This is a genomic window from Nodosilinea sp. FACHB-131 (assembly GCF_014695395.1).
GTDB lineage: Bacteria > Cyanobacteriota > Cyanobacteriia > Phormidesmidales > Phormidesmidaceae > Nodosilinea.
The window spans coordinates 501462-527280 of record NZ_JACJOF010000027.1 but is presented as its reverse complement, the minus strand read 5'-3'; the positions used below and the strand labels follow the sequence as shown (position 1 = coordinate 527280).

The window sequence follows — 25819 nt, the reverse complement described above, 5'->3', positions numbered from 1 at the left end:
CGCGGTGCTAAGTGGGTTCCCACTGGTTTCCTGAGCGCTCGGTCGTTTTCAATGGCTTCTATGGGTGTGTCATCACCCAAGATTGTTGGCGAGCAAGCTCCTTTTATAGAGAGGGGGCTGGTTTTTTGCAGCATTTGTGCTGCTTTTGACTGTACCCGCAGCTCGTCGGGCATTCACGGTCTTCTCTCATCTGCTGCTACCAACTATGACCTATTCTGCTTCTCTCACCGTTATTCCGCTGCTGGCGATCGCCTACCTACTCCTGATCTACGGCATGCTCGTATTAGCCCAGCGACTGAGCACCCGGCGTCGCTCTCAGGGCTAGCCCTTGGGGTTAGCCACCAGTTCTGGCAAACGGACCTGGCGCACGGTGGGCTGGTGACCCAGCCATTGCACGGCTAGTCGCTTAAACTCAGGAGCCGAGCCACTTACATAAAACTCTGTCGACCAGGCAGGGGTACTACTGCGGAGCCCTAGGGCATCAAGTTCTTTGGCAGCGGCAGCCACCATAGAAATTGCTGGGTCAACGTATTGGGTTGTGGTTGGCAAAATTGGCTTCAGAACCGGAGCCAGGTGAGGATAGTGAGTACATCCGTAAACGAGAGTATCGATGTTGGCGGCAATCAGCGGTTGTAGATAGGTAGCGGCAACACGTTGGGCCTGAGGCGATTGAATCTGGTTCTGCTCGACAATGGGCACAAAGCTAGGACAGCCCACCTCCCACACCTGACAGGTCGAGTTGATCTCTTGAATAGCATGGGTGTAGGCGCGGCTGGTGACCGTAGCCTGGGTAGCAATCACCCCAATGCGACGCCCCTGCAAAGCTGCTGCTTGAGCCCCTGGCCGAATTAGCCCCAGCACTGGAAAGGGAAACTCACCCTGCACCGGATCGAGGGCTAGGGCCGAGCTGGTATTACAGGCCATAATTACCATCTTGACCCCCTGGTCAGCCATCCAGGTCAAGATTTGGCGCACAAAGTAGAGAATCTCTTCGGGCGATCGCGAGCCATAGGGCAGTCGCGCCGTGTCGCCAAAGTACAGTACTGACTCGTTGGGCAACTGGCGATAGATTTCTCGTAGCACGGTGAGGCCGCCTACACCGCTGTCGAAGATGCCGATAGGAGTCGGTCGCGTAGCTAGCAGGCGATGGTCTAACCCGTTTTTCATGGGTGCTTATGCTTAGGGATGAAAAATAATCTCACTGAGTCTACCGGTTTTTGAGCAGTCGCTAGCAGGTTGTGTGCCAGTGCCGGTGAGATCAGGTTATGGGGAGTCGCCAGGTTGTAGTATGCTGCCAGACCTGCCATAGAGTTGCCATACCGCCGACACACCCCTGCTACACAGTTTCAGTATCTTAGGGCTTGAAAAGTTTTGATCTACTCCTCCGGCTAGTTGATGCAGCAGGTTCGGTTTTCTCAGGAGGGAAACCCCCATACCTAAAGGCTTCGATCATTGAAAATGAAGATGTTCTTAAAGCATCAGCCTCAAGTCCAGTTTGGAACTGAAACATCTGATGCAGACCGCTCTGCCGCAGTTGGCTAACCTAACTCCTTCGGGAAACAAAGTGACCCCTACCCCCGTCAAACGCATAACTACACCTGTAGCACTTTACGCAACCAGAAAGTTGTTATACTCTGGAGGAGTAAACTCGTAATGGCTTCGAGTTTTGTTGAGAACTCTGGCCCTCCGTATCCAGCCTCAGGCTTTGCAACGTTGATCAAACCGCAGCTTCAGCAGATACAAGTCTGGACAGCCGTTAGATTGGTGACTCTGTATTGCAAGTGATTAACTTAGTCCTGATCGCTAAGGATCAGCGATGAAAATTGCAGAACCGCATCCTGTCAGAGCAAAGGGATGCGTGTCGAGGCAGAACTCAAGTTTGATTGCTCTCAGTTCAGTATTGAAGCCGACATAAGGCCGAGAAGCTTGCTATCTCTCCGTGATTCGGCCTAGGCATTTTTGAAAGGTGATCGTTTTCTTATCAATTTTTGGGTTTCAGCATTCAGCGTTTGCCGCATCGTCAGTGGAGGACAAAGGTTAATTCATGGCTAAAACAAAGACCCGTACGTTAAAAAGCAAGCCCCTCTACAGTGCTGACGCTGTACGAACCTACCTCCATGAGATTGGCCGCGTACCGCTGCTCACCCACGAAGAGGAGATTATCTTCGGTAAGCAGGTGCAGTCCTATATGGCGCTGCTAGAGCAAAAAGAAGGCCTGACCGAGACCTTGGGCCATGAACCCAGTCTAAACGAGTGGGCCGAAGCTGCTGATTTAGACGAGGCTCAGCTCAACCATACAGTGCGTCAGGGCGAGCGAGCCAAGCGCAAAATGATTGAGGCAAACTTGCGTCTGGTAGTGGCGATCGCCAAGAAATACCAAAAGCGCAACCTAGAATTTTTAGACCTCATTCAAGAGGGCACCTTGGGGTTGGAGCGCGGCGTTGAGAAGTTTGATCCCACTAAGGGATACAAATTCTCAACCTACGCCTACTGGTGGATCCGCCAAGCCATCACCCGTGCGATCGCGCAGCAGGCACGCACCATTCGCTTGCCCATTCACATCACCGAAAAGCTCAACAAAATCAAGCGGGTGCAGCGCGAGCTGTCTCAGCAGCTGGGCCGCAGCCCCAACGCCAACGAAATCGGTGAGGCGCTAGAGCTAGAGCCCAAGCAAATTCGCGAGTTTTTGGTGTTGGCGCGGCAGCCTATTTCGCTAGATGTGCGCATTGGCGACAACCAGGATACTGAGCTGCAAGAGCTGCTGGAAGACGACGGCATTTCGCCTGAAACCTTCACCGCTCAAGAGTCGCTAAAGCAGGACATTCGCAATCTACTGTCTGAGCTTACCCCTCAACAGAAAGAGGTGATCACCCTGCGCTACGGTCTTGAGGATGGCAATGAGCTGTCGCTGGCCAAGGTGGGCAACCGCATGAACATTAGCCGCGAGCGGGTGCGTCAGCTAGAGCAACAGGCTCTCAAGCACCTGCGCCGCCGCAAATCCACCATGCATGGTTACATTGCCAGTTAAGTGATTGTGCCGACTGCTGACCGCCCCTTGCTCAGGATAGACTTGTCTGGAGCAAGGGGCGGTTTTTGCTTTATAAAATTAGGTAGTGCCTGGTGGGATGCGATCGCCTATTTCGCCATTTCTGAAAGGATTGGGGGGATTGAGGGGGTGGGTAGCGGCAGCAGCTCTAGCTAAAACTCACCAGTGACGCGCTTCTCAAACTCTTGCCGCACGTCCTCAGCAATTTCGAGCGCCTTGGGGTAGATGTCAGCATGAGACTCTTTAAGCCAAGCGATCAGGCGGCTGAACTGGGCGTTACGCAGTTCTAAATCGGCCTGAAAGATAGAAGCAGTAGCCATGTGCTGGGCATAGCTGGGGGGATGACCCTGCTTAACAAACTGGGCCGTTAGGGCCACAAGGGCTTCTTTGCGAACATCGGGCTGGCTAGAGGCCATCGGAAAGTCCATGTGCAATTTCTCCCTGGGTACAAAAGCCCGCAGCCGTCAGTCAAGTCTGTGACCCGAGCAATGGGCTTAGAATGCCCATTCCTCAGCCACTACCCTGATATGCAAGAAAATGTAACTCGGCAACCCAGCATTTAACGACAGGGGCTATGCCTTTTTGCTAGCAGCGTTTAGAGAGAATTGAGTTTCAAAACACTACAGCCAACCATTAACCGTCTCCAATTTGGCAGGATCTGCGTTAGACCCTAAGGATGGTTTTTTTTGGAAGTCCTGGTTTCTTGACGACCCCAGAAGTTACATAGCTTTACAAAGATGACGCGGTTCGTTGACAGAGTTGAAGCAAATCAGAAGTTTCTTAAGCCAGACTAGATCTGACCTTTAGCATGCGAAGAGACATGGCTGATGGTTTTTTAGCCCTGGTAGTTAATTCGCACGTTCCAGATGTATATCCTCACGAGGCTGAGGTTTGCATCCTTCGCAACATCTCCCTAGGAGAGTAGCCATGAAACAAATTCCCGCCCCCTTTTGGACACTGATTCTCGGTATTGCCGTCACTCTGATCAGTCTTTGGGTGGGGCAAAACCACAATCTACTGCCGGTGCAAGCGTCTGAGCAGGCACCCTTGGTAGATGACCTATTTAACGTCATGATGACTATTGGTACAGCCCTGTTCATTGTGGTGCAGGGGGCGATCGTCTATTCGCTGATTCGCTTTCGCCAGCCTAAGGGCGATGATACCGATGGTCTGCCCATTGAGGGCAACCTGCCCCTAGAGGCATTTTGGACCGCTATTCCCGCTGTGATTGTTGTGGGTTTAGGCCTGTACAGCGTTGTGGTATTTCAGGAAATGGGCGGCTTTTCGCCCGGTGGTCACCACGGCCACGGTGCCATGGTGGCAATGGCACCACAGCAATCGGTAATTGATGTGGCCCCCCTACTACTAGCCCAGGGCCTTGACGATGACACTGTCTTTGGCAAAACCCAAGTCTATGGATTTGGTGCCAGCCCCTTGGTGCAGATGAATCAGCCCGATGTGACGGTCAACGTGACGGGTATGCAATTCGCCTGGATTTTTCGCTACCCCGATACGGGGATTACCGATGGAGAACTGCACATTCCCGTAGACAAAGACGTGCAGCTTAAAATTGAGGCCCAGGATGTAATTCACTCTTTTTGGGTGCCTCAGTTTCGCCTGAAGCAGGACGCCCTGCCCGGTGAACCCGGTGAACTGCGTTTTGTAGCAACCCGCGAGGGCACCTATCCAGTAGTCTGTGCTGAACTATGTGGGTCCTACCACGGCGCCATGCGAACCCAGGTGATTGTGCACTCCCCCGAAGATTACGCTGACTGGGTGGCCAGTCGTGTAGCCGAGGCGACGCCCACCACCACCGTGGCTCAACCCATTGAGAAGGCTACCGATGCTGAGTACCTGGCGGAAATCGCTCCCGATTTGGCAAGATCTCCAGTTCAAATCGCCCAAACAGGTTTAGTGAATCACTAACACCAATCTCACCGGCTTCACCTAAACGGTCTAGTGCTGGGTCAGGGTTAATTTGTGGGTTGGGTGAAGTGCCAGCAGAACTCAACAAAGTTAGGCACTGCTGGATTGCACTCCGTTTCCCCCAACCTGCAAAATTTCCCAATTTGTGATGAATCCCTTAAACCGCCGTACCCCGCAGTTTTTATAGCCCTCATTAGCAAACGATTTATGGCTCAAGCAGATGTTTCGATCAAACCCACGGAGCTCCAGGGTGGCCACGGCCATCCGGACAAGTGGAAGTGGTACGACTACTTCACCTTTAACGTTGATCACAAGGTGATTGGCATTCAGTACCTGGTGACATCGTTTTTGTTTTACCTGGTGGGCGGCTTTATGGCGGTGCTGATGCGCACTGAGCTGGCCACTCCCAACTCTGACTTTCTGAGCCCCGAACTCTACAACGCCTTTTTGACTAACCACGGCACAATCATGATCTTTTTGTGGATCGTGCCGGCGGCGATCGGGGGGTTTGGCAACTACCTGATTCCGCTAATGATTGGAGCACGGGACATGGCGTTCCCTAAGCTCAATGCCATAGCCTTTTGGCTTAACCCACCTGCGGGTGCGGTACTGGCTGCCAGCTTTTTCCTGGGCGGTGGTGCTCAGTCAGGGTGGACCTCGTACCCTCCTCTGAGCGAGATTACCGCCAACCTGCCCCAGACTCTGTGGTGCGTGGCCTTGATTATGGTGGGTACTTCCTCCATTTTGGGATCGGTAAACTTTCTGGTCACGATCTGGAAGATGCGGGTGCCCAGCATGGCTTGGGACCAGATGCCGCTGTTTTGCTGGGCCATGGTGGCTACCTCAGTTTTGGCGCTGTTTGCGACGCCGGTACTGGCGGCGGCCATGGTGCTACTGCTGTTTGACATCAACTTTGGAACCTCGTTCTTTAAGCCCGATGCGGGCGGCAACGTGGTGGTGTATCAGCACCTGTTCTGGTTTTACTCGCACCCGGCGGTGTACCTGATGATTTTGCCCATCTTTGGCATTATGTCGGAGGTGATCCCAGTGCACGCTCGCAAGCCGATTTTTGGCTACAAGGCGATCGCCTACTCGTCTCTCACCATCTGCCTGGTGGGGCTATTTGTGTGGGTGCACCACATGTTCACCAGCGGCACGGCCCCCTGGATGCGGATTTTCTTCACTATCTCAACGTTGATTGTGGCGGTGCCCACGGGGATCAAAATCTTTAGCTGGGTGGCGACGCTGTGGGGCGGCAAGATTCGCTACACGACCGCCATGCTGTTTGCGGTGGGCCTGCTGTCGATGTTTGTGTTTGGCGGCCTCAGCGGCGTCACGTTGGGCGCAGCTCCCTTTGACATTCACGTGCACGATACCTACTACGTGGTGGGCCACTTCCACTATGTGTTGTACGGCGGCTCGGTGTTTGGCATCTATTCGGGGATTTACCACTGGTTCCCCAAAATCACCGGGCGCATGCTGAATGAGACCCTGGGCAAGGTGCACTTCGTGCTGACTTTCATTGGCACCATTCTCACCTTTACCCCCATGCACAACCTGGGTATGCAGGGCATGCCTCGCCGGGTTGCCATGTATGACCCGCAGTTTGCCCACCTGAACCAGCTAGTGACGGTGGGAGCCTACATTCTGGCGGTGTCGGTGATTCCTTTCTACTTCAATGTGATTTGGAGCTGGATGAAAGGGAAGGAAGCTGGCCCCAACCCCTGGAATGCCATGACGATGGAGTGGACTACCGACTCGCCGCCGATTATCGAAAACTGGGAGGTGCTGCCGGTGCTGACCCACGGTCCCTACGCCTACGGTATGGAGAGAGCGGATGAGGTAGGCCCGGCGGGTGAGCCGCTGCCAACGTCGCGACCGTAGGGAGCTAGGCCCAGCGTTGACCTCAGGACTTGAGAGTTCTAACTTTGGTAAGTTTTCTCACGGCGATCGCCCCAGTACCCTGCTAGTCAAAGGCGATCGGGTTACGCTTGAATATAAGTCCAGCCGGGGCGATCGCATCGAGGCCAGTCTGCTCCTATCCTGCTTCACCCCATCCACCCCCTGCCCTTTACCCCAGATAACCTATGCAAGGCGCAATTGATTCTACCCCTGTGGTCACTGGCCACGAGGTGGCGGCCCACGAAGAGCACCAGGATTTGCGGGTGCTGGGCTTAATTACCTTCTTGGCCTCAGAATTTCTGATGTTTGCCGGCTTTTTTGCCGTATTTCTTGTGTTTCGCGGCAGCCACGTGCAGTGGCCGCCGGAAGAAACCGAGGTTGAGCTGCTGCTGCCGGCGGTGAACACCCTCATTCTGGTGTCGAGCAGCTGGGTAATTAACCTGGGCACCAAGGCGATTAAGAAGAACGACTTGGCGGGCATGCGCAAGTGGTTTGGCATCACCGCTGCCATGGGCGCCATCTTTTTGGCCGGCCAGGTGTATGAGTATATGAACCTGGGCTATGGCCTCAAGACCAACCTGTTTAGCAACTGCTTTTATCTGACAACAGGGTTCCACGGAGCCCACGTGTTCATCGGGCTGTTGCTGATTTTGGGGGTGCTGTGGCGATCGCGCCGCGCCAATCACTACACCGACATCACCCACACTGGCCCTGAGATGGCCGAGATCTACTGGCACTTTGTGGACGTAGTGTGGATTGTGCTGTTTAGCCTCATCTACCTGCTGACGCTGATCTAGGCCAATTGTCCCTAAAACGCAGAACCCCGGTTTCTCAAGAAACCGGGGTTCTTTTTGCGCTATGCCCTACCGTGTGGGTTGCTTAAGCGATCGCTACTTCTCCAGCGCGGTAAAGCGGTCCTTGGGAATCACGCCATGGATGCCCTTGACGATATCCACGACCTGAGACACCTCAAAGTCGATATCGGCGCTGCCGTAGAGCAGCGCATCAGCTTTAGTTAGCCCGTACTTTTCTTCCATGATGCGCAGGTATTCGCGCACCGACTTTTTCATGGCTTCGTTTAGGTCGGTGTCTAGGCCAACGGCAATCCAAGCGTCGGCGGTTTCACCCATGGGAGCAGGCAGCTCCATATCTTTGTGCAGCACTAGCTCAAAGGTGGGTAAGAGGGAACACTCGATCGCCGTCAAGGCCACTTCGCCATTGCCCTGGGCACAGTGCGGGTCGCCCGAGTAAAACAGCGCGCCGGGCACCTGCACCGGTAGGTACAGACTGCTGCCTCGACCTAGATGCTTGATGTCGACGTTGCCGCCATAGAGGCCAGGGGGTACGGAGTTGGCCGCGTCCTCCACCGCTGCGGGAACTACACCCATCAGACCCATAAACGGCTTGAGGGGAATTTCGAGATCCGGTAGCCCGTTAGAGGGCTTAAAGATACCAATTTCCCGCTCGGCGTCGATGGGAATGATCTTGGTGTAAATGGGGGCATCGTTTTCGGGGTATTCGCCCGGTAGCGACCCCTTGCCGTGGCGGTTGGAGATAACGCCGTAGGGGGCGCGGTAGGCAATGTCGAGGGTTCTGATTTCGAGCACGTCGCCGGGTTCGGCATCTTCAACGTAGATTGGCCCGGTGATGACGTGAGGGCCTGGCCCAGATTTAGGCACGGTACCCTTGATGGTGAGCTGATCGGGCAGAATGTCATCGGCCTTGATGCCGCCGCCGGTCAAAAACTCAACGGTGTCGCCCTGATCGGCCAGAATGCCTTCGTGGGAAACCGTTTCCATGCGAATGCGATCGCCCGATTTGACGGTTAGAATCGGCTCGCTATCAGGCTTAAACAACTCTCCCCAAATCACGTTGCCGGGCACTGACTGAACGTCGTAGATTTCAAACTGGGCGGCAGCGGGATCAAACCACGACGACCAGGCTGTTGCCACCAGCAGACAAACCCCAACTCCACTGACAAGCTGCAACAGCCGTTTGGACGCTTTCAGGGGCGACTGGCGCTTAATTCGCTTAAACAATTTCATCGGCTAACTGACCATAAACGCCTAATTGACCAAATCTAGTGAACAGGGTTCTAGGCGCCGCCGTTGTAATGTTTATTACCTAAATTCTGGCAAAAACCACCTTTAGACCGATCTTTGCGGCCAAGACGGGAAAATGGTCGCTTTCGTGGGGCGTACCGCTGCTAAGGACAGGATTCAATCGGTCGTTGGTGCTAGGTAGGCTGTCAGTTTGGTCGTGAACAGCGAGACCCGGTACAAAGCATAGGGTATAGGGTTTAAGGCCTTCCGTGAACCTTATACCCTGTACCTGAAACCCTTCCCATTGCCCTACCCTAAATTCCCAGTCGGCCTTTCAGCACCTCATAGAACACGCGGGAGAGTTCGCGGCGCTGGAGGTTTTGGCGATCGATGGGGGTGCGACCAAAGGCTTTGTCGTAGACCTCGGGCATGGCTCGCTTAACCAAAAATGAGAGCTGTTCGCGGGTGATGGGAGCATCGGGGGCAAAGCGGTCTTTGCTGACTCCAGCAATCATGCCATGGGCGTAGAGGGTTTCGATGGGTATGTAGGCCCAGTGTTTACCGGGAAGAACGTCCTTGAACGTCGGCCCTGAGGTGGATGGGTCAGGCAGGGTTGTAGGCAGCTTGAGCACGTTGACTAGAGCCGTAGCCACTACCGCTCGGTTCACCGGGGCGTGAGGTCTAAATCTGAGATGCGTTGGATCTTCGCTGCGAATAATGCCTGCCGCTGCCAGCACCTGAATGGCCTCAAAGTCGGCGTCATCGTGGCTGATGTCGTTGAACCAGAAGATCGGGATGCCGCTGCGAGCCATGAAGCCTTGAATTTTGCGAATGTGCTTTTCTTCGGTAGCTAGCACTCTGGGATCCAGCCCTGTCCATACGGCAAATACCGCTAGGAAGCCGCTGGCTTCGCCGATCGCCCACTCCATCGGGTGCATGCGGTAGGCAGCGTTGGTAATGTGGGTGGTGCCCAGGCTCTTAGCCGACAGCACCAGGCCATCAGTATCCTGAGGCACCAGGGAGCCTAGGGGCAGGCTAAAGGGCAGAGCCACCACATCCTTGCCCCGAGGGCTGACGTGACCCTTGGCATCGTTGCCGTGCAGATCCAGGTAGTGGTATTGGCCAATGCCCACCGAATCGTCGAAGCACCGCGCCCGCGCTAGGTCGGGGAAAAAGGTTTCGGCCACATCCTCATGGCGAACGGTGGTGAGGGCAATGCCGCGTCGGGCTTCGCGAATGTAGGGTTCGAGGGCAATGCCGTCGCTGGTCCAGGTGAGGTCGCCCCGGGGTTTGAGGTCAGCGGCCCCGTGGGTTTGCAGGTAGTGAACGTAGGCCCGTGCCCGCTGCCGCGCCCGCTGGATATGCAGCTGCCGCTCTTGGCGACTGACGCCCACCAGCCGCCCTGGGCGGTAGTCGTTGCCGCAGCAAAAAGCGCGATCGGGCTCGCTGGAGGTACCCCAGTTGAGCACGGCAACATCGCCGGGGACGACCTTTTTCTCGTTGGTTTGCGACCTGAGCAGCCTGCGATAGCGAAAGATGCCAAAGTCGCTAAAGAAGCCCCACTTTTGCCACTGGTCGGGCTTAGCTTTGGTCCAAAAGTTGCTGGTGAATTCCTTCAGGCCAATCCAGCCTTCGGTTTCAAACCCGTCGGGCTTGCCGATGGGCACCCCCTTGCCCCGCGCCGTGTGCTCTACCACCACATCGAAGGTGATCGACTGCTGGCATTGAGGCCGGGCATCTTCGGGCAAAATCGCCTCGCTGGTCTCGTGGCGGGCCTCCTGACCCACGCGGGAGGGGATATTGCCGACCTCTAGCAGGTCGCCCAGGTCAGTGGCCTCGACGGTGACTTTGGCATTGACGGTGAAGGTGTGGCCCGTTTGGGTGTCGCGGCAGACGACGGCCTGCACGCGCGATCGCCCGTTCACCGTCTGCATCACCACCTGAGCCGGCTCCGCAAACGGAATCAGGGTAAGGCGACCATCGCGCAGGTAGGGCAGCAGCGCCTCATTCATGGCCGTCGCGGCCACCACCGGGGTCGTCGCCAGCGGGCTAACCCAGCCGCCGCCAGGGTTGGCCACCTTTTGGCCACCTACCGGTTGCAGCTCGCGCTGGCGATCGCGAAAGGCTCGCTGCGCTTTAGAAATCGCAAATTCTTCGCCATCGACGGTGTAGAGCGTAGCCTTGGCCTGGAGCAGGTCGCCGTCGTCGGAGGCGGGCAGCGCTTGGGCGGTAAACTGCCCTCCCACCACTTTGTGGGGCTGCACCAGGCACACATCTAAGTTGAGCCGCAGGGCGGTCAGTGTCGTGGTGTAAGCCGCTGTCGATCCACCGACAACGAGAATTGAGCAGGTTAGCACTGCCCCGCTGGCCGGGCGGGTAAAAGCCCCCTCCGAAAGAACGCCATTTCGCTGGGTGACCGGGTTAGAGGCATTGGCCATAGTGAGGGTAAGACTTTAGATTGCAACGATTTTAGGCTAGGCGGCCCGTGGTGCGCTAGAGCTGCCCACGGGTGACACGAAGATTTGTGGCACGAATAGTTTGTTGACAGAGCGTCAGCCAAAAGTAAGAGACAGGGTGGTTGCAATCTGTAACTAAATTGCTAAACCAGATCTACCCGCTGAGCGAGGTCTTGCTGCTCCTGCTAGCTCTATAACAAGACAAGCACCAACACTTTACTAATTACTGGTGAGTGTGACTTTTCTCAGGAGACTTTTCATGACTGTTAATGCGATCGCGTCAAAACTTCAGCGCCTTTTGTGCGTTGGCCTCGCTACTTTGGTGATTGGCTCTAGCCTTTTGTTTGGCTTCAGCACCCCAGCAGCAGCTCTGGGTAACGAAGCCGGAGACATTGTGCAACAGCGGGCTGAGAGTGAACTTGACCGCATTACCAAAGACGGCGACACCGTCAATCAGGTCAAGCTCCGGCTGCAAGAAGGTCTGGGTGGTGTACCCGCTGATGTAGACAAAGGCACCACGAGCGGCCTCAGCGATCGCGAGATTAACCGGGCTAAGCAGGGTCTTGATCGCAGCCAGAACGCCGTTGAAGATGCTGGCAACGCTGCCAAAGATTCCGCCGAAGGCGTCGTTGATTCTGTCAAAGGCTTCTTTAACCGGTAGAGCGGTTGCCTCGGCAAAATTGCTTTTAGTTTTTCATTTTCGCTGATTTGCTTGTAGCAGCTTCAACTTTGGAGCTGCTTTTTTGTCGGTTTTTTAGAGCTACCCTCAACTTAAACGTGCTACGTCATCACTGCCGATTCCAGGTCTAGCCATTGCCAGATTAGTTCGAACAGGCTGCATTGCTGCAATCGCGATCGCCTATACCCTGGAGCGCCACCCCAGGTTTGCCGGTGCCAGCCCGTAGTTCAAGTGATTTACATTTAGACTGGAAACAGTATTCTCTGGCCTTTTGCGGCATTGTATGAGCCTGACTGAACAAATGCTCTCTGGCCTACCAGGCTATCCTTTAGTAGGGCTTCAGCGGGCTGACAACCTGTGGCTGCGCTATCGCACCGGCAACCTACCCAAGCAGCAGGTGATTCACCAGGCTGAAACGCCGCTGGCATCGGTTGAGTGGGATGTCGTGATTTGCGGCGGCACCCTGGGGGTGCTGGTGGGGGCGGGGCTGGCCCAGCGAGGCTGGCGCGTGGCCCTGCTCGAGCGCGGTCTGTTGCAGGGCCGCGAGCAAGAGTGGAACATCTCTCGCCGCGAGCTGAGGACTCTAACCGAATTGGGATTGCTGACCTCAGACGAACTGGATGCCGTCATCGCCTCAGAATACAACCCGGCCCGCATTCAGTTTGGCGATGGCGAACCGCTGTGGGTTGAAGACGTGCTCAACGTGGGGGTTGACCCCAAAGGCCTGCTAGAGCGACTCAAGGCCAAGTTTTTGGCCGCTGGGGGCCAGCTGTTTGAGCACACCGCCTTTGACTCTGCCCAGGTGCACCCCAATGGCGTAGCGGTAAAAGCCGGCCAGCTATTCACCACTCGCCTGCTGATCGACGCGATGGGCCACTTCTCGCCCCTGGTGCAGCAGGCGCGAGGCGCCAGCCAGCCCGATGCGGTGTGTTTGGTGGTGGGCACCTGCGCCCAGGGCTATGCCCAAAACGATACGGGGGATCTGATCGCGTCGTTTACGCCCCTGCGGCACCAGTGCCAATACTTTTGGGAGGCGTTTCCAGCGCGGGACGGGCGCACGATCTATATGTTCACCTATATGGATGCTGACCCTCGGCGGCTGAGCCTGACAGATTTCTTTGAGGAGTATTGGACGCTGCTGCCGGAGTATCAAGGGGTAAGCCTGGAGGAGCTGCGGGTGCAGCGGGCGCTGTTTGGCTTTTTTCCCTGCTACAGAGAAAGCCCGCTGCGATATCCGTGGGGGCGTACCCTGGCGGTGGGCGACAGTAGCGGCAGCCAGTCGCCCCTAAGCTTTGGCGGCTTTGGGGCCATGATTCGCCACCTGGAGCGGTTGGTGACGGGCATCGATGAGGCCTTGGGGTGCGATCGCCTCAGCTCCACCGCCCTGGGCGCTCTCCAGCCCTACCAGCCCAACCTGTCGGTCACCTGGCTATTCCAAAAATCGATGAGTGTGGGGGTTGAGCAGAAACTGGCTGAGCAGCACATCAACACCATGTTGACGGCGATCTTTGCCGCCATGGCTGATCTGGGCGAGCCCACCCTCAAACCCTTTTTGCAGGATGTGGTGCAGTTTTCGGCCCTGGCCAAGACCCTGGCAGTCACATCCCTCAAATATCCGGCGCTGGTGGCCAAAATCATTCCCCAGGTGGGCTTAGGGGCTTTGGTTAGCTGGCTGGGGCACTACGGCAGCCTGGCCGGATACAGCGCGTTGGAACCCCTGGCTCGCGTCCTGAGTCCAGTAATTGAGTCATTACCACCGGTGCCGCGATACTATAGCCATCGGTGGCGCGATCGACTGTTCTATGGCAGCGGAAAGGATTACGACGCTTAAATGACCCATTCTGCATTGTCCCGAGAGCGCCTCTACCAAGAGCTGCAACGGCCAACAGCTCAGGTGAGCCTGGCCCGAGCGGCGCTGTATATTGCCCAAGAAGACTACCCCCACCTGGTGGTAGACGACTATTTGGCCATGCTCGATCGCATGGCTGAAACCCTGCAACAGCGACTACCCCAGGATCGCTACCCCCTCAAAATTATTGGCGCGATCAACGACTATCTGTTTAGCGAGCTCAACTTTAGCGGCAACAGCGTTGACTACTACGACCCGCGCAACAGCTTTCTCAACGACGTCCTGGAGCGGCGGGTGGGCATTCCGATCACGCTGTCGCTGGTGTATCTAGAACTAGCCGATCGCATTGGCTTCCCCATGGCGGGGGTCAGTATGCCGGGGCATTTCTTGATTCGCCCCACCTTGAACGAAATGGATATTTTTGTGGATCCATTCAATCGGGGCGAGATCATGTTTGAGCAAGACTGCCGCGAGCGGCTCAAGCAGATGTTTGGTGACCCTACTCAGCTAGAACCCCATCACCTGATTCCGATTACTCCAGCCACCTTTCTGGTGCGCATTCTCACTAACCTGAAGCTGATTTACCTGCAAAATAGAGATGTACCCAAGGCGCTAGATGCCATCAACCGCATCTTGCTGATTGCCCCCGAGGCCGTGGGCGAATGGCGCGATCGCGGCCTGATCCACTATCAGCAGGGGATGCTCGATCAGGCTCGGCTTGACCTAGAGCGCTACCTCCACCAGCACCCCGACGCTGGCGATGCCTTTGAGATTCGCCGGGTGATTGAGCAAATCGAGCGCGTGCAAGATGAACCATGACCAACACCCTCAAAGCTCCCCAACAGCAACCTGAATTTCCTAAAACCGACGCATCGCCTCTGCTGACGTTTTATCGCTCGTCAATGGGCAAAAAGCTGATCACCGGATTCACCGGGCTGGCGCTGGTTACCTTTGTGCTGGTGCACATGGCCGGCAATCTGCTGCTGTTTGTCGGTCGCGATGCCTACAATGCCTACGCTCTGCTGGTGAGCAACTTTAAGGTTGTCTACTACGCGTTTGAGCTGGCGCTAGCGGCGATCGTGGTGCTCCACGCCTGGGTTGGCATTGAGATTTTTTGGCGCAAGCGGCAGGCGCGGCCCGAGGGCTACAGCACCTACCAGTCGGTCGGCGGCAATAGCTACCAAACCCTTAGCTCGCGCACCATGATTGTCACCGGCCTGGCGCTGGCGGTGTTTTTAGTCGTTCACCTGCGGACGTTTAGGTTTGGCACCTACTACCCCACCGAGCTAGGCGGCGACACCGTGCGCGACCTGGCCCGGTTGGTGATTGAAAAGTTCCAGGAGCTGCCCTACGTGGTGGGCTATACGGTCATTTTGGTGCTGCTGGCCTCTCACCTGCGCCATGGGTTTTGGAGCGCGTTGCAATCGATGGGGCTGTTAGATCGAGGGATTCGGCCTCTGGCCTACGGAACGAGTGCGGTGGTTGGCATTGGCATTGCCGCAGGTTTTTTGGTGCTGCCCTGGGCGATCTATTTGGGTTGGGTGAGCTAAGCCTGAACCGTGGACTTGCTTAGCCAATGCGAAGCCTCTCTAGCAGAGAATCGCTCGTACTTGCTTCGCACTAGCCCGTACTTCCTTCGCGCTGACCTGCACTTACTTATCACCCGGCTGTACTTGCTTCGCACTGGCCCGTACTTGCTTCGCGTTGGTCTGTAATTGCTTCGCACTGGCTTGTACTTACTTATCACCGGGTTGTGATTACTTGTTACCGGGCTGTGATTCCTGGTGCTCAGTTCTGCCTGAGCATCAATCTAGTAGGGCTCTACCACCAGTAGGGTGGGCACTGCCCACCTTCCACCTGCCTCTCTCACAAGGGACTTTGATGGAAAGGGTTTGGTGGTGAGTGAATAGGTGAGGTGGTGGGCATTGCCCACCCTACCCACTCTGTTGGTTTGCGATTAGCAACCCGGGGGTCTGCTGCTTGTAGCCCAGACTGGGCAAAAACAGCAGACCCCCAATTTCGTTGACAGAAACTACTCAATCAGCAAGATCTTGGTCAGGATCACCATCCACTGGTTGGGTTGATCGGTGGGCAGCGGGTCGCTCCAGTCGTTGGGGTCGGCGTAGCCGTAGGCGTGGAGAATTTTGATGGTGCGGTCTATGGCGGCCCGACTGCCGTAGAGCATATGGCGCACCTTTTCGGGTCGGGGATGTGATTTAGCAGGTTGGGCAGGCGGAAGATTTGACGCGCCAAAGGCGTCAGGATCGAGATATTCAAACATTGGTTCTGTCTCCAGTTGTGGTTGAGGAAGACAGAACGCAAAAACCCCAGCCACCCGCAGTTGAAGTGCAAACTGAGGGGGCTAGGGTACGATGAGCCTAGCCTCGCAATCTGAGTGCAAGATTTGCGGGGTTAGCTGTCTGTTGGTGGTTCCAGCACCTTCAGGCAGCGCCAAGATTTTTGAGTTCTGTGTGGTCACCGTTCTACTCAAACGGCTTAATGGATGATGATAGTGGTGCGATCGCTCCCCGTCAACTATGGAGGTGCGATCGGGGTCACAGCTGCTCTTGTAGATTGCAAACTCAAAACCTGCTGGATAAGCCCTCTCACCGAGTGTGTATCCAGCATAATTGACGAATAAGTGCCCCAACCTTAGAAGTTGACTATTAAAGGTAATCGATAACACCTTGAAACTGGAGGCTCATCTATCAGTTTTGACGCTTAACATAGTTAGACATCTTCCTTGGGCTGATCCAAATACTCTCTCTCATAAAACCACCTTCGTTTAGTTAGGATTGAGGTTCAGCATATATTGAGATCATGCTGGCAGTTAGTGTAGAGGAAGTTACAAATAGAAGCGGGAAATATTAGATATAGTGGCCTGCACAAAAGCTTGATTGAAAGCTGGTTTGATAGATAGTGTTACTACTGAGCGGTCTGTGTAATATGGCAGTTAATAACGGACTAATTGTTACACTTTTTATTCTAGTTGCAACTAGCCTAGCTATTAGCTATGGCTTTGGTGTCAAAGCTCAACGTCTTCCCTTTTCGGCAGAAATTGGATGGAGTGAACAGCAGTTATCATTTTTAAAGTGGTGGGTCAAGTTAGCCTTGGTTGCTGGAGTGTTATTGCCTATTGCTTTATGTGTTCAGGCTTGGGGACAACCTTCCTCATTAACGTTCTGGAGAAGTTACCTACTGGTAGTCGCTGTGCAGCTAATTTCTGAGCGCCTGTTCAGTCAGTGGTTAGTCTCTAGTGTCGTAGTGCCTATTGGCTTTTGCTACACCGCTTTTCGATTGTGGCAATTACTGAATGGATTCACCTGGCTATCATTGTCCTATTTGGCATTGGTGGGTTTTATTGGTGTTGTATTGTTCTGGATTGCAAACTTAGTGATGTTGATGACAATAGCAATTCCACAGATTTCTAAAGGACAAAGACTTCAAGAGTAGATTTTTATATTGGGGCAAGGATCGCCTGCGCTTAACAGATAAAGTTATAGAGCGGTCGCATTCTCCGCTGTAGGTTGAGTTGACCTTACTCTGCATCAACCTCTCCCAGCAAACGAACCTCGCTATCAACCACCCCATCGTCAAAGGATTGGATCCCTATTTTTAGCTAAGTATGGAAATTTTGAATTTAGCTATTCGAGAAAAAACTAGGGTTTTAATAATGAAAAAAGACAATGACTCAAAGCCGTCTCGCCAACAGAAGCAAAAATCGCTTGTCGTTTTGATTGGAGGTCTTGTCTCCGGAATAGTCGTTGGGGCTGGAATCGGTTTGCTAACATCGAATATGGCAGCTGGGTTAGGCATTGGTTTAGCTGTTGGGTCTGGTGGTGGTGTTCTTGCCGCGCTGTACTATGGCGGTGATCTGAAATGAGTTTTACCTCCAACAGTCTGGACAACTTTAGAGTCAGAGCGATTGCATTCTCCGTTGTAGGTTGAGTTGAACTTACTTTGCACTAACCTTTCCCAACGAACAAACCTCGCTATCAACCCCCAATTTATTGAAAACACCGATACTCTTGTAGATTGCAAACCCAAAAGCTGCTAGGTAAGCCCTCCCACCGGGTGTGTATCCAGCATAATTGACAAATAAGCACCCCAGACTCAGGAGTCAACCATCAAAAGTAATTGATATTATCCTAAGACTGGAGGCTTATCCAAAGCTTTGACGCTTAATACATAGTTAGCTCGCTGTAATTTCAAGCAATCGTTTACCTTGTAAATCATTGGTTATGAATGATCTGTGGCACCGTTTTGAGAATTGGCTTGAACAAAATATTCCTGATGCTCTTCAAACACTTAACCCTGGAGCTTCGTCAGAAGAAATTGAAGCGATCCAAAATATCTTGGGCATCAAGCTACCTGAGGATTATATTGCTTCCTGTATGATTCACAATGGGCAAAATCAAGAACTCCCAAGTTTGACACGCTGGGGAACCTTGCTTTCTTTAGGCGTCGTAAAAGACTCTTCTTTCAATACAGTCCGTGTTGAATGGGAAATGTTAAAAAGTGTCTATGAGGAAGATTGGATTAATGAACCTGAAGGAAATCGACAGAATAATTTAGTCAAAGGCTTTTGGTGGATTCCACAATGGGTTCCAATCATATCTGATGGAAGTGGGAATGGACTTTGTCTCGACCTTGATCCTGAGGGAAACGGTACACGAGGACAAGTGATAGAGTTTATTCATGACTCTGAAAGTCGAGAGGTGATAGCACCAAGCTTTCGAGCCCTGTTTGAGCAATTGGTAAACGGAGTTGAAGAAGGAAGTATTGTATATAACGAAGAATGGGGACTAATCTCAAGAGATGAGCTAGGTGATTTATGAGTGGAAGCACTTCATCCAGCTAACAATGTCCATGCATACTGACCATCAGAGGTGCTTAGTGTGATACAAAAGCTATCTGCGGTGGGTGATGGGCAATGTTAGCGGTAGAGCGATTGCATTCTCCGCTGTAGGTTGAGTTGAGCGTACGTAGGCTTTGCCTTCTCGCAGAGTAACCCAACACATACTTACTCTGCACCAACCTTTTCCGGCAACAAACCTCGCTATCATCCCCCAATCTATCGAAGTCACAGATGCTCTTATAGATTGCAAACCCAAAGCTGCTAGATAAACCCTCTCACCAGTATGTATCCAGCATAATTGACGAATAAGCACTTCAAACCCAGGAGTTAACCACTAAAAATAATCGACACCACCCTAAAACTGGAGGCTTATTCAGCAGCTTCGACACTTCGCTTAATACATAGTTAGCATCACAACTCGTCTGGAATGCAGTTTAGACAAAGTAGGGCGCAGCCTTTCGCCCAGACAACGGAGGTAACAGATGTCCACAACTGAACAAAGACTGCAAGACCTTGGAATTGTTCTTCCGAAGCCACTCCAACTGCCACCCGGAGTCATCTTTCCCTTCCCCTGGGTCCGGATCGTCGGCACAAGGGCACTGATCTCGGGGCACGGGCCTATCAATCCAGATGGATCACTCGCCCAACCTCTAGGAAAAGTTGGGCTAGACGTTTCACTAGAGCAGGCATACGTGGCAGCGCGTCTGACCGGCTTGGCTATCCTCAGCAGCCTTCAGCACAAGCTAGGAAGTCTTAATCGCATCTCAGCTTGGGTCCGCATATTTGGAATGGTGAACTCTGCTCCGGGTTTCAATCAACAGCCCGCTGTTATCAATGGCTTTACAGACTTAATCATCGAGGTCTTTGGTGCTGAAGTAGGCGCGCACGCCAGGAGCGCAGTCGGACTGACAGAGCTGCCTTTCAATATTCCAGTGGAGATTGAAGGGGAGGTTGAACTTCATCCGAATGACGCCTAACAACCGCAATGCACCAGAACTTTGAAGTATATAGTTTGTCGGCAAGAAGTACTGATGTCCGGTGATTGCGATCGCTAGCGTTTAACGGCCTAAGGACAAGCAAATAAATAGATATTCCAATAATTAGGAGACAAAATAATTATGGAATTCAACCCAAACAACAATGTTGTTAAACTTTGTCTTCAAGGCATGGGCATGGAAGAAAAGGGCAAGCCTGAAGAAGCAAGCAAACTATTTCTTCAAGCCTGGAACGAAGCGACATACGACTTTGAAAAATTTATTTCAGCTCACTATGTAGCCCGACATCAAAAAAGCGTCGTCAGCAAATTAGAATGGCTCGAAACGGCTTTACAGTTTGCATTAAAAATAAATGACGACACTGTCAAGAGTGCTTTCCCTTCTCTGTACTCAAACATCGCCAAGTGCTACGAGGATTTGAGTGACTCTGACAAGGCAAGAAAGAATTATGAATTAGCAACTCTATTTAAGGATAAACCTTCTGACAAAGGCCCTTTTTATCACGGGACGAAGGCAGACTTGCAGTTTGGCGACTTATTGATAGCGGGGGGCAGTTCTAATTACAAACCTGAACTTAAAATGAATCACATTTATTTTACAGCCCTTGTCAATGGAGCCGGACTAGCTGCTGCATTAGCAAAAGGCAATGAACGTGAACGTGTTTATATCGTTGAGCCGACAGGAAGTTTTGAAAATGACCCAAATGTTACAGACAAAAAATTTCCGGGCAATCCGACACGTTCATATCGCTCTCAAGCACCTTTGAAAATTGTTGGCGAAGCAACAGATTGGGTGAGACAAACACCTGAAGAAATCCAAAGATGGCGTGAAAAGTTGGCCAACAACAAAGGAGAAATTATTAATTAACTTCTCAGAGCGATCGCAGTCTCGGCTATAGGTTGATTTGAACTCACGCTGCACCAACCTTTCCCAGCAAACAAACCTCGCTATTGCCCCCAATCTGTCTGGGACAGAGGTGCTTTGTAGATTGCAAACCCAAAAGTTGCTGAATAAGCACCTAGCTAGAGGAGTTACTCAGCGTTTTGATGCTTAATACAAAGTTGGGCTAGTCGGCTGTCGGTGAGAAATTCTGTAGGTTGTCGATTTTGTGTTGCACCATTCGACTAATGAGAGCAAGCACACAATCCATCAAGGAGCAGGAAAATGCGCAACTGGAGTTCTCGAACAGTCCCAACCATTACCGTCTTTGAACAGTCGCCCGATCGCGGCCAGGGGCTAGCGCGTGACATGCCCGTGCGCTGGGCGCTTGAGGAAGTGGGCCAGCCCTATGACGTTCGCCTGGTTTCGTTCAGTGCGATGAAGGAAGCCACCCATCGTGCGCGTCATCCTTTTGGGCAAATACCGACCTATGAAGAAGGCGATCTCGTCTTGTTTGAGTCGGGGGCGATCGTGCTCTATATTGCCGAGCGCCATGCCGGTCTGCTGCCACAGGATGCGAATGCCCGGGCGCGCGCCATCACATGGATGTTTGCAGCGATCGCCACGGTAGAGCCGCCCATCGTTCAGCGCGAAGCCGCGATGTACTTGGAGCACGACAAGACCTGGTACGAGGAGCGTCTGCCCCTCGTCGAGGACGGCATCCGTAACCGATTGGATGACCTTTCCAGGCGTCTTGGCAATGCCGATTGGCTCGACAATGGGTTCAGTGCCGGTGATCTGCTGATGGTGCAGGTGCTGCGCAGACTGAGCGGCTCAGGTATTTTGGAGAAATATCCGACCCTCGCTGCCTACGTCGCCCGTGGCGAAGCACGGCCCGCCTTCAAACGTGCTTTTGACGCCCAGTTGGCAGTTTTCACTGGGCAAGCCACCACCTGATAACAGAAGAGACGAAATCAGAGCCGATTTGCCCTACTCGCCTTTAGGAGCGATGAATAAACCGGAAAAACAGCGCATGTCCACGTGGAGAGCGATCGCATTCTCCGCTGTAGGTTGTGAACACTCACAAAGGTAGGTGAGGTTTTGTTGAATGCATTATGTGACGGCGCAGCAGAACAATTTGGTGCAGCGGCGAATAGAACCCTTTCGTTTATTCCGTTGTCAGTAAGTTGGCTCCGTTTACTCCGTCAGAATTAGTGTCTTACCGGTTCATTCTATTAACCAACCTTTGAAAGCGAGAACGTAATTATTTGTCACCATCATGCCCTAATACCAGCTTCCAGAAGCTAGAAATCCCCTCTCGTGGTAGAAACCGAGGCAGCGCAGCAAGAATAGGATTAATGGGGTTGCCAGGAACCACGATCGACTCTCGTTTTTCAAATGCTTTTAGGGCATCTCGTACAACAGTCTCAATCGGCGTGTCAAATTTTGCAGCTACGTTAACTAGAAACGGTGGAAATCCCGCTTCTTTGAAGAATTTAATGCCAGCTGGGCCCGGACAAACGGCTAGCACATGCACTCCATAACTACGATTTTCTGCCCATAAAGCTTCACTAAAGCTAAGAATAAAGGCTTTTGTTGCGGCGTAGATCGAGAAATAGGGCATAGAGTGAAACGCTGCCACCGAAGACAGGTTGATTACCCCTCCAGTTTGTCGCTGCCGCATCCCTGGTAAAAAGCGATGGGTTAAATCCACAATTGTCGCGATATTGAGCTGCACCGCTTTAAGCTGAAAGTCTCGATCGCTTTCGGCAAAATCACCATAATCTCCAATTCCAGCATTGTTAACCAACAAATCGATCGAGCGTCCAAGTTGCTGCACAGTTTGAAAAATCGTCTCCGTAGCGTCTACTGCCGTCAAATCCTGGACAATAACATCTACTTGAATCTGATATTGATGATTGAGTGAATTGGCAAGTTCCTGTAGCTTATCCTGGGAACGAGCAACCAGCACAAGATCCGTTCGACGCGCTGCTAGTTGTTGGGCAAATGCTGCACCAATGCCGGCAGAGGCTCCAGTAATTAAGGCTGTTGTCATGCAATCTTATAAGTTTGCTTTACTAGAATACATTGGACTAAATTCATAATTTCTGCATCAATCTAGAGTATTATTGCGTCGACAATGAAGGGAATAGCGATACGGTAACCGTGTCTAACTACTGGGTTGCAGCGGGCGGGCAGAAGCGCTGGGGCGATCTCGAGGAGTGCTTGGTGCCGCTGAACCGGCTCATTACTGCTAAGCCACGTTCAATCGGGTCTTAAAGCGCTTGGCAAAGTGCAGCCCGATGCCGCTATTACCGGCTCCGAACCGTATTGGTAGAGCGCTGGTCTAACGCTCATGTTGAGAGCGATCGCGATCGCCCCTCCTAACCCCCCTACTTGCAAGCTTGGAAGACGGCAATAACTAGGATTAGGAATAGATTACTCGTACCAATCCTTGAAAGATTTTATAAATCCTGGTACGTCAACTTTGCGTTTGCCCAATTGGTTTCTTGCAAAAAGTCAGCAAAAGTGGTTAGCAGCCCAGGAAATTCCTCTCTCAAGGCAGAAACATTCGCTTGATAGCCTTGCTTGCGATACCACTGAATCAAATCAAACAGCGATTTACGAAATAAGAGTAAGAAAATCCAGGGAGGAACCTCTTTGTAGACAACAGGGCTTCCCTGAGCGTTAGCAAATGCCTCCGCCATTTGCTTCGGGGTTAAGAGGTCTCCAGCCAGTTCAATGTCTTTGCCCATATACTCAGAACGGTGCTTCATCACGTAGGCAGCCACCCGTCCCATGTCTTTTGTTGTAATCAAATGCAGCGGCTTATTGGGCTGCACCGCAAAAGGGAAAGACCCTTTGAGTACCGATGGGCGAGTGTATTGCTTCCAAAGCTCTTCCATGAATAAGCACGCACGCAACATAGTTGTAGGCAAATTTGCCTGCTTTAGAATCTGCTCTACTCGATACTTTTGCTCGATGTGAGAAATGCCGGACTTGCGATCGGCTCCTCCCGCAGAATTGTAGACAAAGTGGCTGACATTAGCTTGCTTAGCAGCTTGGGCAATTCGTTGTGCCCTGACAACTTCTCGGGGGTCAGGCTTAGCAGAATCTGGGGCAGTTGCGTGACAGTAAACCGCCGAAACACCTGCGAAAGCTGCCTCCAACGAAGACTCATCATCAAGATCTGCTTCAACTAGCTCAACACCGCTGTTGTGTAGTTTAGATAGGGAAGGACGCTCAAGGTTGATTTTGCGGGTAATTGCGCGAAGGTCAGTTACCTTTTGTTCGAGCAATCCTTTAACAGCATTGCTGCCCGTCCCCCCAGTCACACCGATGAGTAGCACTTTGCCGATCGCTTCTGCATTACTCATAGTCCTTGCTCCACAACGCGCAGATTAACTGGTCTGCCAACTCTGCCCCAAAAATCTGCTTGGCTACAACATTACCTGGGTCGCGCTCGGCGACAGTTTTTCGCATCAGTAAATCCCGTTTTGCCAGTGCAGATTGGCGCCCCACGGAGACAGGTTCTGCCTGCTTAACCCAGGTGAGCCAGCGAAAACACATTTCTCGAGCGGTATGTTCAATTAACGAGACAGAGTCCTGGGTTGCAGGGCACGTAAAGCAAAGCGGCGTTGGGGACTGCAACTGCCGGATGTACAACGCCTTGCTCACAAACAAAGATAGATTAGGATTCTCTCGCAGCGTCATATAAGTTGCATCTAAAGGCTCATAGTAGTGTTCTGAATAGCTTAAGTCAGCCCACAAATCAACTCTAGGTATGTAATCGATGTAGAAGAAGAGATCGGGCTTTGTGCCAAATTCAACGGCTAAGTGAGGCACCTGAATCAGTGGGCTTAGCCAAAGGGTCAGGCGCGTAGTGCCAAATTTCATCTGAGGGGCATTAAACCATGAATAAACCAGCCAATCTAGCTCCTCTCCAGTAAAGGTTAGAAGCGAGCCTGTCACATTGCCATCGGGGCTTCTAAAGCTTTGAAGGGGTTGATTTAAATGAGGAAAAGCTGCAAGCTGTTGGGTTACTTCTCTTTGCAACTCACTTAAAATATTTTGCAGTTGTGCAAACAGGGTGGCGTGGTCTAGGTCAATTTGAGAAGTCATGCCTGTTTTTACTAGGTTAACTACTTGTCAAATTTTGGTTTCAAAGGTCAAGCATTAAGCAAAGTTGTAATGCTAGTCTAAAAACTAAACTTTTTAGGTTTTAGAATTGCGTGGGAGGGCGAGATCGCCGCTGCACAATATTTTGCGATCGCGAGTAAACAACAGAACAACTCAAGCCTGTTTGTGGTCGAAGTCTACCACATTGTTGAAATGGACAGATGAGAGGCATTCACTCGAAGTTTCGAAGGCCTTGCTGCCACACAGCTTCGTCATTGCCAAGTTACATGCAATATAGCGAGAATAGAATGGGACCATGGCCATGGGTTTGACAAAGCCATGAGCGATCGGTCTACTTGACAGCCGTTGAGCGAGAACCTGCAGCGTGTCAAAGATACTCCCCTGCTCCTTAAGCATCACAGAGTAATCGCTCCGCTATGCTTAAGGAAGAAGCAGTTTCTTCGATAGCCCTTGGCAATGGTACAGTCCCCGCCCAAGCTAATGACTCTGGAGGAGTTTCTGGATTTGCCAGAGACCAAACCTGCCAGCGAGTACATTGACGGGCAAATCATTCGGAAACCCATGCCTCAAGGGAAGCACAGCACTATTCAGACCGAGTTCTCGGCGGCAGTAAACAGCGTGCTCAAGCCCCAAAAAATTGGCAGGGCTTTCTCAGAACTCCGCTGTACGTTTGGTGGCCGCTCAACTGTTCCTGACGTTTCTGTGTTTACCCAGGGCAGAATTCCACGGGATGAGAATGGTGAGATTGCGAATAGTTTCCCTGCTCACCCAGACTGGACGATTGAAATTCTCTCCCCTGACCAAAGCCAAACAAAAGTTACCAAAAATATTCTGCACTGCCTCAACCACGGCACCCAATTAGGCTGGTTGATTGACCCCGACGAGCAAACTATTTTTGTTTACCTTCCCAAGCAGCAGCCCGAAGTCTTTGACGAGCCGGCTCAATCTTTGCCAGTCCCCACCTTTGCAAACGGGCTTAGTCTCACTGTAGCTGCTGTTTTCGGCTGGCTCCTTGAGTAGTCTTTATCTTCCCCATCTCTCCTCCCT

General features: G+C 52.6%; 24 protein-coding genes. 16 read left to right on the top strand and 8 right to left on the bottom strand.

What is annotated here, in order from left to right; genetic code table 11:
• Nucleotides 1-321 precede the first annotated feature (321 nt).
• Nucleotides 322-1167, bottom strand: a complete 846-nt coding sequence (gene murI / locus H6F75_RS18730; RefSeq protein WP_190753942.1) for a glutamate racemase — start codon at nt 1165-1167, stop codon at nt 322-324.
• Nucleotides 1168-2044: 877 nt separating this feature from the next.
• Here murI and H6F75_RS18725 point away from each other — a divergent pair.
• Complete coding sequence (locus H6F75_RS18725) at nt 2045-3028, top strand: RNA polymerase sigma factor, RpoD/SigA family (RefSeq protein WP_190753941.1); 984 nt, start codon at nt 2045-2047, stop codon at nt 3026-3028.
• Nucleotides 3029-3198: 170 nt separating this feature from the next.
• On the opposite strand, the gene H6F75_RS18720 is transcribed toward H6F75_RS18725, so the two are convergent.
• A complete protein-coding gene (locus H6F75_RS18720) occupies nt 3199-3474 on the bottom strand; it encodes a hypothetical protein (RefSeq protein WP_190753940.1) in 276 nt (91 codons plus the stop codon).
• Nucleotides 3475-3973: 499 nt separating this feature from the next.
• Here H6F75_RS18720 and H6F75_RS18715 point away from each other — a divergent pair, with 499 nt between their 5' ends.
• The 4 genes from H6F75_RS18715 to H6F75_RS18700 all read left to right on the top strand — a co-directional run bounded on the left by H6F75_RS18715 (nt 3974) and on the right by H6F75_RS18700 (nt 7671).
• Nucleotides 3974-4972: a cytochrome c oxidase subunit II gene (locus tag H6F75_RS18715; RefSeq protein ID WP_190753939.1), complete on the top strand. Its 999-nt coding sequence runs from the start codon at nt 3974-3976 to the stop codon at nt 4970-4972.
• 207 nt (nt 4973-5179) lie between these two features.
• Nucleotides 5180-6856, top strand: coding sequence for a cytochrome c oxidase subunit I (ctaD, locus tag H6F75_RS18710; protein ID WP_190753938.1), 1677 nt, complete (start codon nt 5180-5182; stop codon nt 6854-6856).
• 16 nt (nt 6857-6872) lie between these two features.
• Nucleotides 6873-7076 carry a hypothetical protein gene (locus H6F75_RS18705; RefSeq protein ID WP_190753937.1) on the top strand — a complete coding sequence of 68 codons (204 nt, stop codon included), beginning with the start codon at nt 6873-6875 and terminating at the stop codon, nt 7074-7076.
• On the top strand, nt 7060-7671 hold the full coding sequence (locus H6F75_RS18700) for a heme-copper oxidase subunit III (protein ID WP_190753936.1): 612 nt from the start codon (nt 7060-7062) through the stop codon (nt 7669-7671). Before H6F75_RS18705 ends, H6F75_RS18700 begins: the two co-directional genes overlap by 17 nt.
• A gap of 93 nt (nt 7672-7764) precedes the next feature.
• On the opposite strand, the gene H6F75_RS18695 is transcribed toward H6F75_RS18700, so the two are convergent.
• Both H6F75_RS18695 and H6F75_RS18690 read right to left on the bottom strand, forming a co-directional pair.
• Nucleotides 7765-8919 carry an acetamidase/formamidase family protein gene (locus H6F75_RS18695; RefSeq protein WP_190753935.1) on the bottom strand — a complete coding sequence of 385 codons (1155 nt, stop codon included), beginning with the start codon at nt 8917-8919 and terminating at the stop codon, nt 7765-7767.
• Nucleotides 8920-9230: 311 nt separating this feature from the next.
• A complete protein-coding gene (locus tag H6F75_RS18690; protein ID WP_190753934.1) occupies nt 9231-11354 on the bottom strand; it encodes an FAD-dependent oxidoreductase in 2124 nt (707 codons plus the stop codon).
• A gap of 277 nt (nt 11355-11631) precedes the next feature.
• Here H6F75_RS18690 and H6F75_RS18685 point away from each other — a divergent pair, with 277 nt between their 5' ends.
• The 4 genes from H6F75_RS18685 (at nt 11632) to H6F75_RS18670 (ending at nt 15450) form a co-directional block, all read left to right on the top strand.
• Nucleotides 11632-12033: a hypothetical protein gene (locus H6F75_RS18685; protein WP_190753933.1), complete on the top strand. Its 402-nt coding sequence runs from the start codon at nt 11632-11634 to the stop codon at nt 12031-12033.
• A gap of 301 nt (nt 12034-12334) precedes the next feature.
• Nucleotides 12335-13882, top strand: a complete 1548-nt coding sequence (locus H6F75_RS18680; protein WP_190753932.1) for an FAD-binding oxidoreductase — start codon at nt 12335-12337, stop codon at nt 13880-13882.
• Nucleotides 13883-14719 (top strand): tetratricopeptide repeat protein, encoded by an 837-nt coding sequence (locus H6F75_RS18675; protein WP_190753931.1) that lies wholly within the window; start codon nt 13883-13885, stop codon nt 14717-14719. It abuts the gene before it with no gap.
• Nucleotides 14716-15450, top strand: coding sequence for a succinate dehydrogenase cytochrome b subunit (locus H6F75_RS18670; RefSeq protein ID WP_190753930.1), 735 nt, complete (start codon nt 14716-14718; stop codon nt 15448-15450). The genes H6F75_RS18675 and H6F75_RS18670 overlap by 4 nt, the downstream gene beginning before the upstream one ends.
• Before the next feature lie 482 nt (nt 15451-15932).
• On the opposite strand, the gene H6F75_RS18665 is transcribed toward H6F75_RS18670, so the two are convergent.
• Nucleotides 15933-16181: a hypothetical protein gene (locus H6F75_RS18665; RefSeq protein WP_190753929.1), complete on the bottom strand. Its 249-nt coding sequence runs from the start codon at nt 16179-16181 to the stop codon at nt 15933-15935.
• Nucleotides 16182-16846: 665 nt separating this feature from the next.
• On the opposite strand from H6F75_RS18665, the gene H6F75_RS18660 reads away from it, so the two are divergent.
• The 6 genes from H6F75_RS18660 (at nt 16847) to H6F75_RS18635 (ending at nt 21589) form a co-directional block, all read left to right on the top strand.
• Entirely contained in the window at nt 16847-17353 is a 507-nt protein-coding gene (locus tag H6F75_RS18660; RefSeq protein WP_190753928.1) for a hypothetical protein, read from the top strand.
• 172 nt (nt 17354-17525) lie between these two features.
• Complete coding sequence (locus H6F75_RS18655) at nt 17526-17783, top strand: hypothetical protein (RefSeq protein WP_190754211.1); 258 nt, start codon at nt 17526-17528, stop codon at nt 17781-17783.
• A gap of 358 nt (nt 17784-18141) precedes the next feature.
• Nucleotides 18142-18738: an SMI1/KNR4 family protein gene (locus H6F75_RS18650; RefSeq protein ID WP_190753927.1), complete on the top strand. Its 597-nt coding sequence runs from the start codon at nt 18142-18144 to the stop codon at nt 18736-18738.
• A gap of 502 nt (nt 18739-19240) precedes the next feature.
• Complete coding sequence (locus tag H6F75_RS18645) at nt 19241-19735, top strand: RidA family protein (RefSeq protein WP_190753926.1); 495 nt, start codon at nt 19241-19243, stop codon at nt 19733-19735.
• 141 nt (nt 19736-19876) lie between these two features.
• On the top strand, nt 19877-20620 hold the full coding sequence (gene arr / locus H6F75_RS18640) for an NAD(+)--rifampin ADP-ribosyltransferase (protein WP_190753925.1): 744 nt from the start codon (nt 19877-19879) through the stop codon (nt 20618-20620).
• A gap of 297 nt (nt 20621-20917) precedes the next feature.
• Entirely contained in the window at nt 20918-21589 is a 672-nt protein-coding gene (locus tag H6F75_RS18635; RefSeq protein ID WP_190753924.1) for a glutathione S-transferase family protein, read from the top strand.
• A gap of 307 nt (nt 21590-21896) precedes the next feature.
• Here the strand turns inward: H6F75_RS18635 and H6F75_RS18630 are convergent, their stop codons facing one another.
• From H6F75_RS18630 to H6F75_RS18620, 3 genes are all read right to left on the bottom strand, one after another.
• Nucleotides 21897-22688: an SDR family oxidoreductase gene (locus H6F75_RS18630; protein WP_190753923.1), complete on the bottom strand. Its 792-nt coding sequence runs from the start codon at nt 22686-22688 to the stop codon at nt 21897-21899.
• 409 nt (nt 22689-23097) lie between these two features.
• On the bottom strand, nt 23098-24009 hold the full coding sequence (locus H6F75_RS18625) for an NmrA/HSCARG family protein (protein ID WP_190753922.1): 912 nt from the start codon (nt 24007-24009) through the stop codon (nt 23098-23100).
• Nucleotides 24002-24754, bottom strand: coding sequence for a red chlorophyll catabolite reductase (locus tag H6F75_RS18620; RefSeq protein ID WP_190753921.1), 753 nt, complete (start codon nt 24752-24754; stop codon nt 24002-24004). Before H6F75_RS18620 ends, H6F75_RS18625 begins: the two co-directional genes overlap by 8 nt.
• A gap of 474 nt (nt 24755-25228) precedes the next feature.
• Between H6F75_RS18620 and H6F75_RS18615 the strand changes: the two genes are divergently transcribed.
• A complete protein-coding gene (locus tag H6F75_RS18615) occupies nt 25229-25792 on the top strand; it encodes a Uma2 family endonuclease (RefSeq protein WP_190753920.1) in 564 nt (187 codons plus the stop codon).
• Nucleotides 25793-25819 lie beyond the last annotated feature (27 nt).

Excerpts from the sequence above, each read along its gene's own strand:
- murI (WP_190753942.1), bottom strand. The coding sequence starts at position 1,167 with ATGAAAAACGGGTTAGACCATCGCCTGCTAGCTACGCGACCGACTCCT.
- H6F75_RS18725 (WP_190753941.1), top strand. The coding sequence starts at position 2,045 with ATGGCTAAAACAAAGACCCGTACGTTAAAAAGCAAGCCCCTCTACAGT.
- H6F75_RS18720 (WP_190753940.1), bottom strand. The coding sequence starts at position 3,474 with ATGGACTTTCCGATGGCCTCTAGCCAGCCCGATGTTCGCAAAGAAGCC.
- H6F75_RS18715 (WP_190753939.1), top strand. The coding sequence starts at position 3,974 with ATGAAACAAATTCCCGCCCCCTTTTGGACACTGATTCTCGGTATTGCC.
- ctaD (WP_190753938.1), top strand. The coding sequence starts at position 5,180 with ATGGCTCAAGCAGATGTTTCGATCAAACCCACGGAGCTCCAGGGTGGC.
- H6F75_RS18700 (WP_190753936.1), top strand. The coding sequence starts at position 7,060 with ATGCAAGGCGCAATTGATTCTACCCCTGTGGTCACTGGCCACGAGGTG.
- H6F75_RS18695 (WP_190753935.1), bottom strand. The coding sequence starts at position 8,919 with ATGAAATTGTTTAAGCGAATTAAGCGCCAGTCGCCCCTGAAAGCGTCC.
- H6F75_RS18690 (WP_190753934.1), bottom strand. The coding sequence starts at position 11,354 with ATGGCCAATGCCTCTAACCCGGTCACCCAGCGAAATGGCGTTCTTTCG.
- H6F75_RS18685 (WP_190753933.1), top strand. The coding sequence starts at position 11,632 with ATGACTGTTAATGCGATCGCGTCAAAACTTCAGCGCCTTTTGTGCGTT.
- H6F75_RS18680 (WP_190753932.1), top strand. The coding sequence starts at position 12,335 with ATGAGCCTGACTGAACAAATGCTCTCTGGCCTACCAGGCTATCCTTTA.
- H6F75_RS18675 (WP_190753931.1), top strand. The coding sequence starts at position 13,883 with ATGACCCATTCTGCATTGTCCCGAGAGCGCCTCTACCAAGAGCTGCAA.
- H6F75_RS18670 (WP_190753930.1), top strand. The coding sequence starts at position 14,716 with ATGACCAACACCCTCAAAGCTCCCCAACAGCAACCTGAATTTCCTAAA.
- H6F75_RS18665 (WP_190753929.1), bottom strand. The coding sequence starts at position 16,181 with ATGTTTGAATATCTCGATCCTGACGCCTTTGGCGCGTCAAATCTTCCG.
- H6F75_RS18660 (WP_190753928.1), top strand. The coding sequence starts at position 16,847 with ATGGCAGTTAATAACGGACTAATTGTTACACTTTTTATTCTAGTTGCA.
- H6F75_RS18655 (WP_190754211.1), top strand. The coding sequence starts at position 17,526 with ATGGAAATTTTGAATTTAGCTATTCGAGAAAAAACTAGGGTTTTAATA.
- H6F75_RS18650 (WP_190753927.1), top strand. The coding sequence starts at position 18,142 with ATGAATGATCTGTGGCACCGTTTTGAGAATTGGCTTGAACAAAATATT.
- H6F75_RS18645 (WP_190753926.1), top strand. The coding sequence starts at position 19,241 with ATGTCCACAACTGAACAAAGACTGCAAGACCTTGGAATTGTTCTTCCG.
- arr (WP_190753925.1), top strand. The coding sequence starts at position 19,877 with ATGGAATTCAACCCAAACAACAATGTTGTTAAACTTTGTCTTCAAGGC.
- H6F75_RS18635 (WP_190753924.1), top strand. The coding sequence starts at position 20,918 with ATGCGCAACTGGAGTTCTCGAACAGTCCCAACCATTACCGTCTTTGAA.
- H6F75_RS18630 (WP_190753923.1), bottom strand. The coding sequence starts at position 22,688 with ATGACAACAGCCTTAATTACTGGAGCCTCTGCCGGCATTGGTGCAGCA.
- H6F75_RS18625 (WP_190753922.1), bottom strand. The coding sequence starts at position 24,009 with ATGAGTAATGCAGAAGCGATCGGCAAAGTGCTACTCATCGGTGTGACT.
- H6F75_RS18620 (WP_190753921.1), bottom strand. The coding sequence starts at position 24,754 with ATGACTTCTCAAATTGACCTAGACCACGCCACCCTGTTTGCACAACTG.
- H6F75_RS18615 (WP_190753920.1), top strand. The coding sequence starts at position 25,229 with ATGGTACAGTCCCCGCCCAAGCTAATGACTCTGGAGGAGTTTCTGGAT.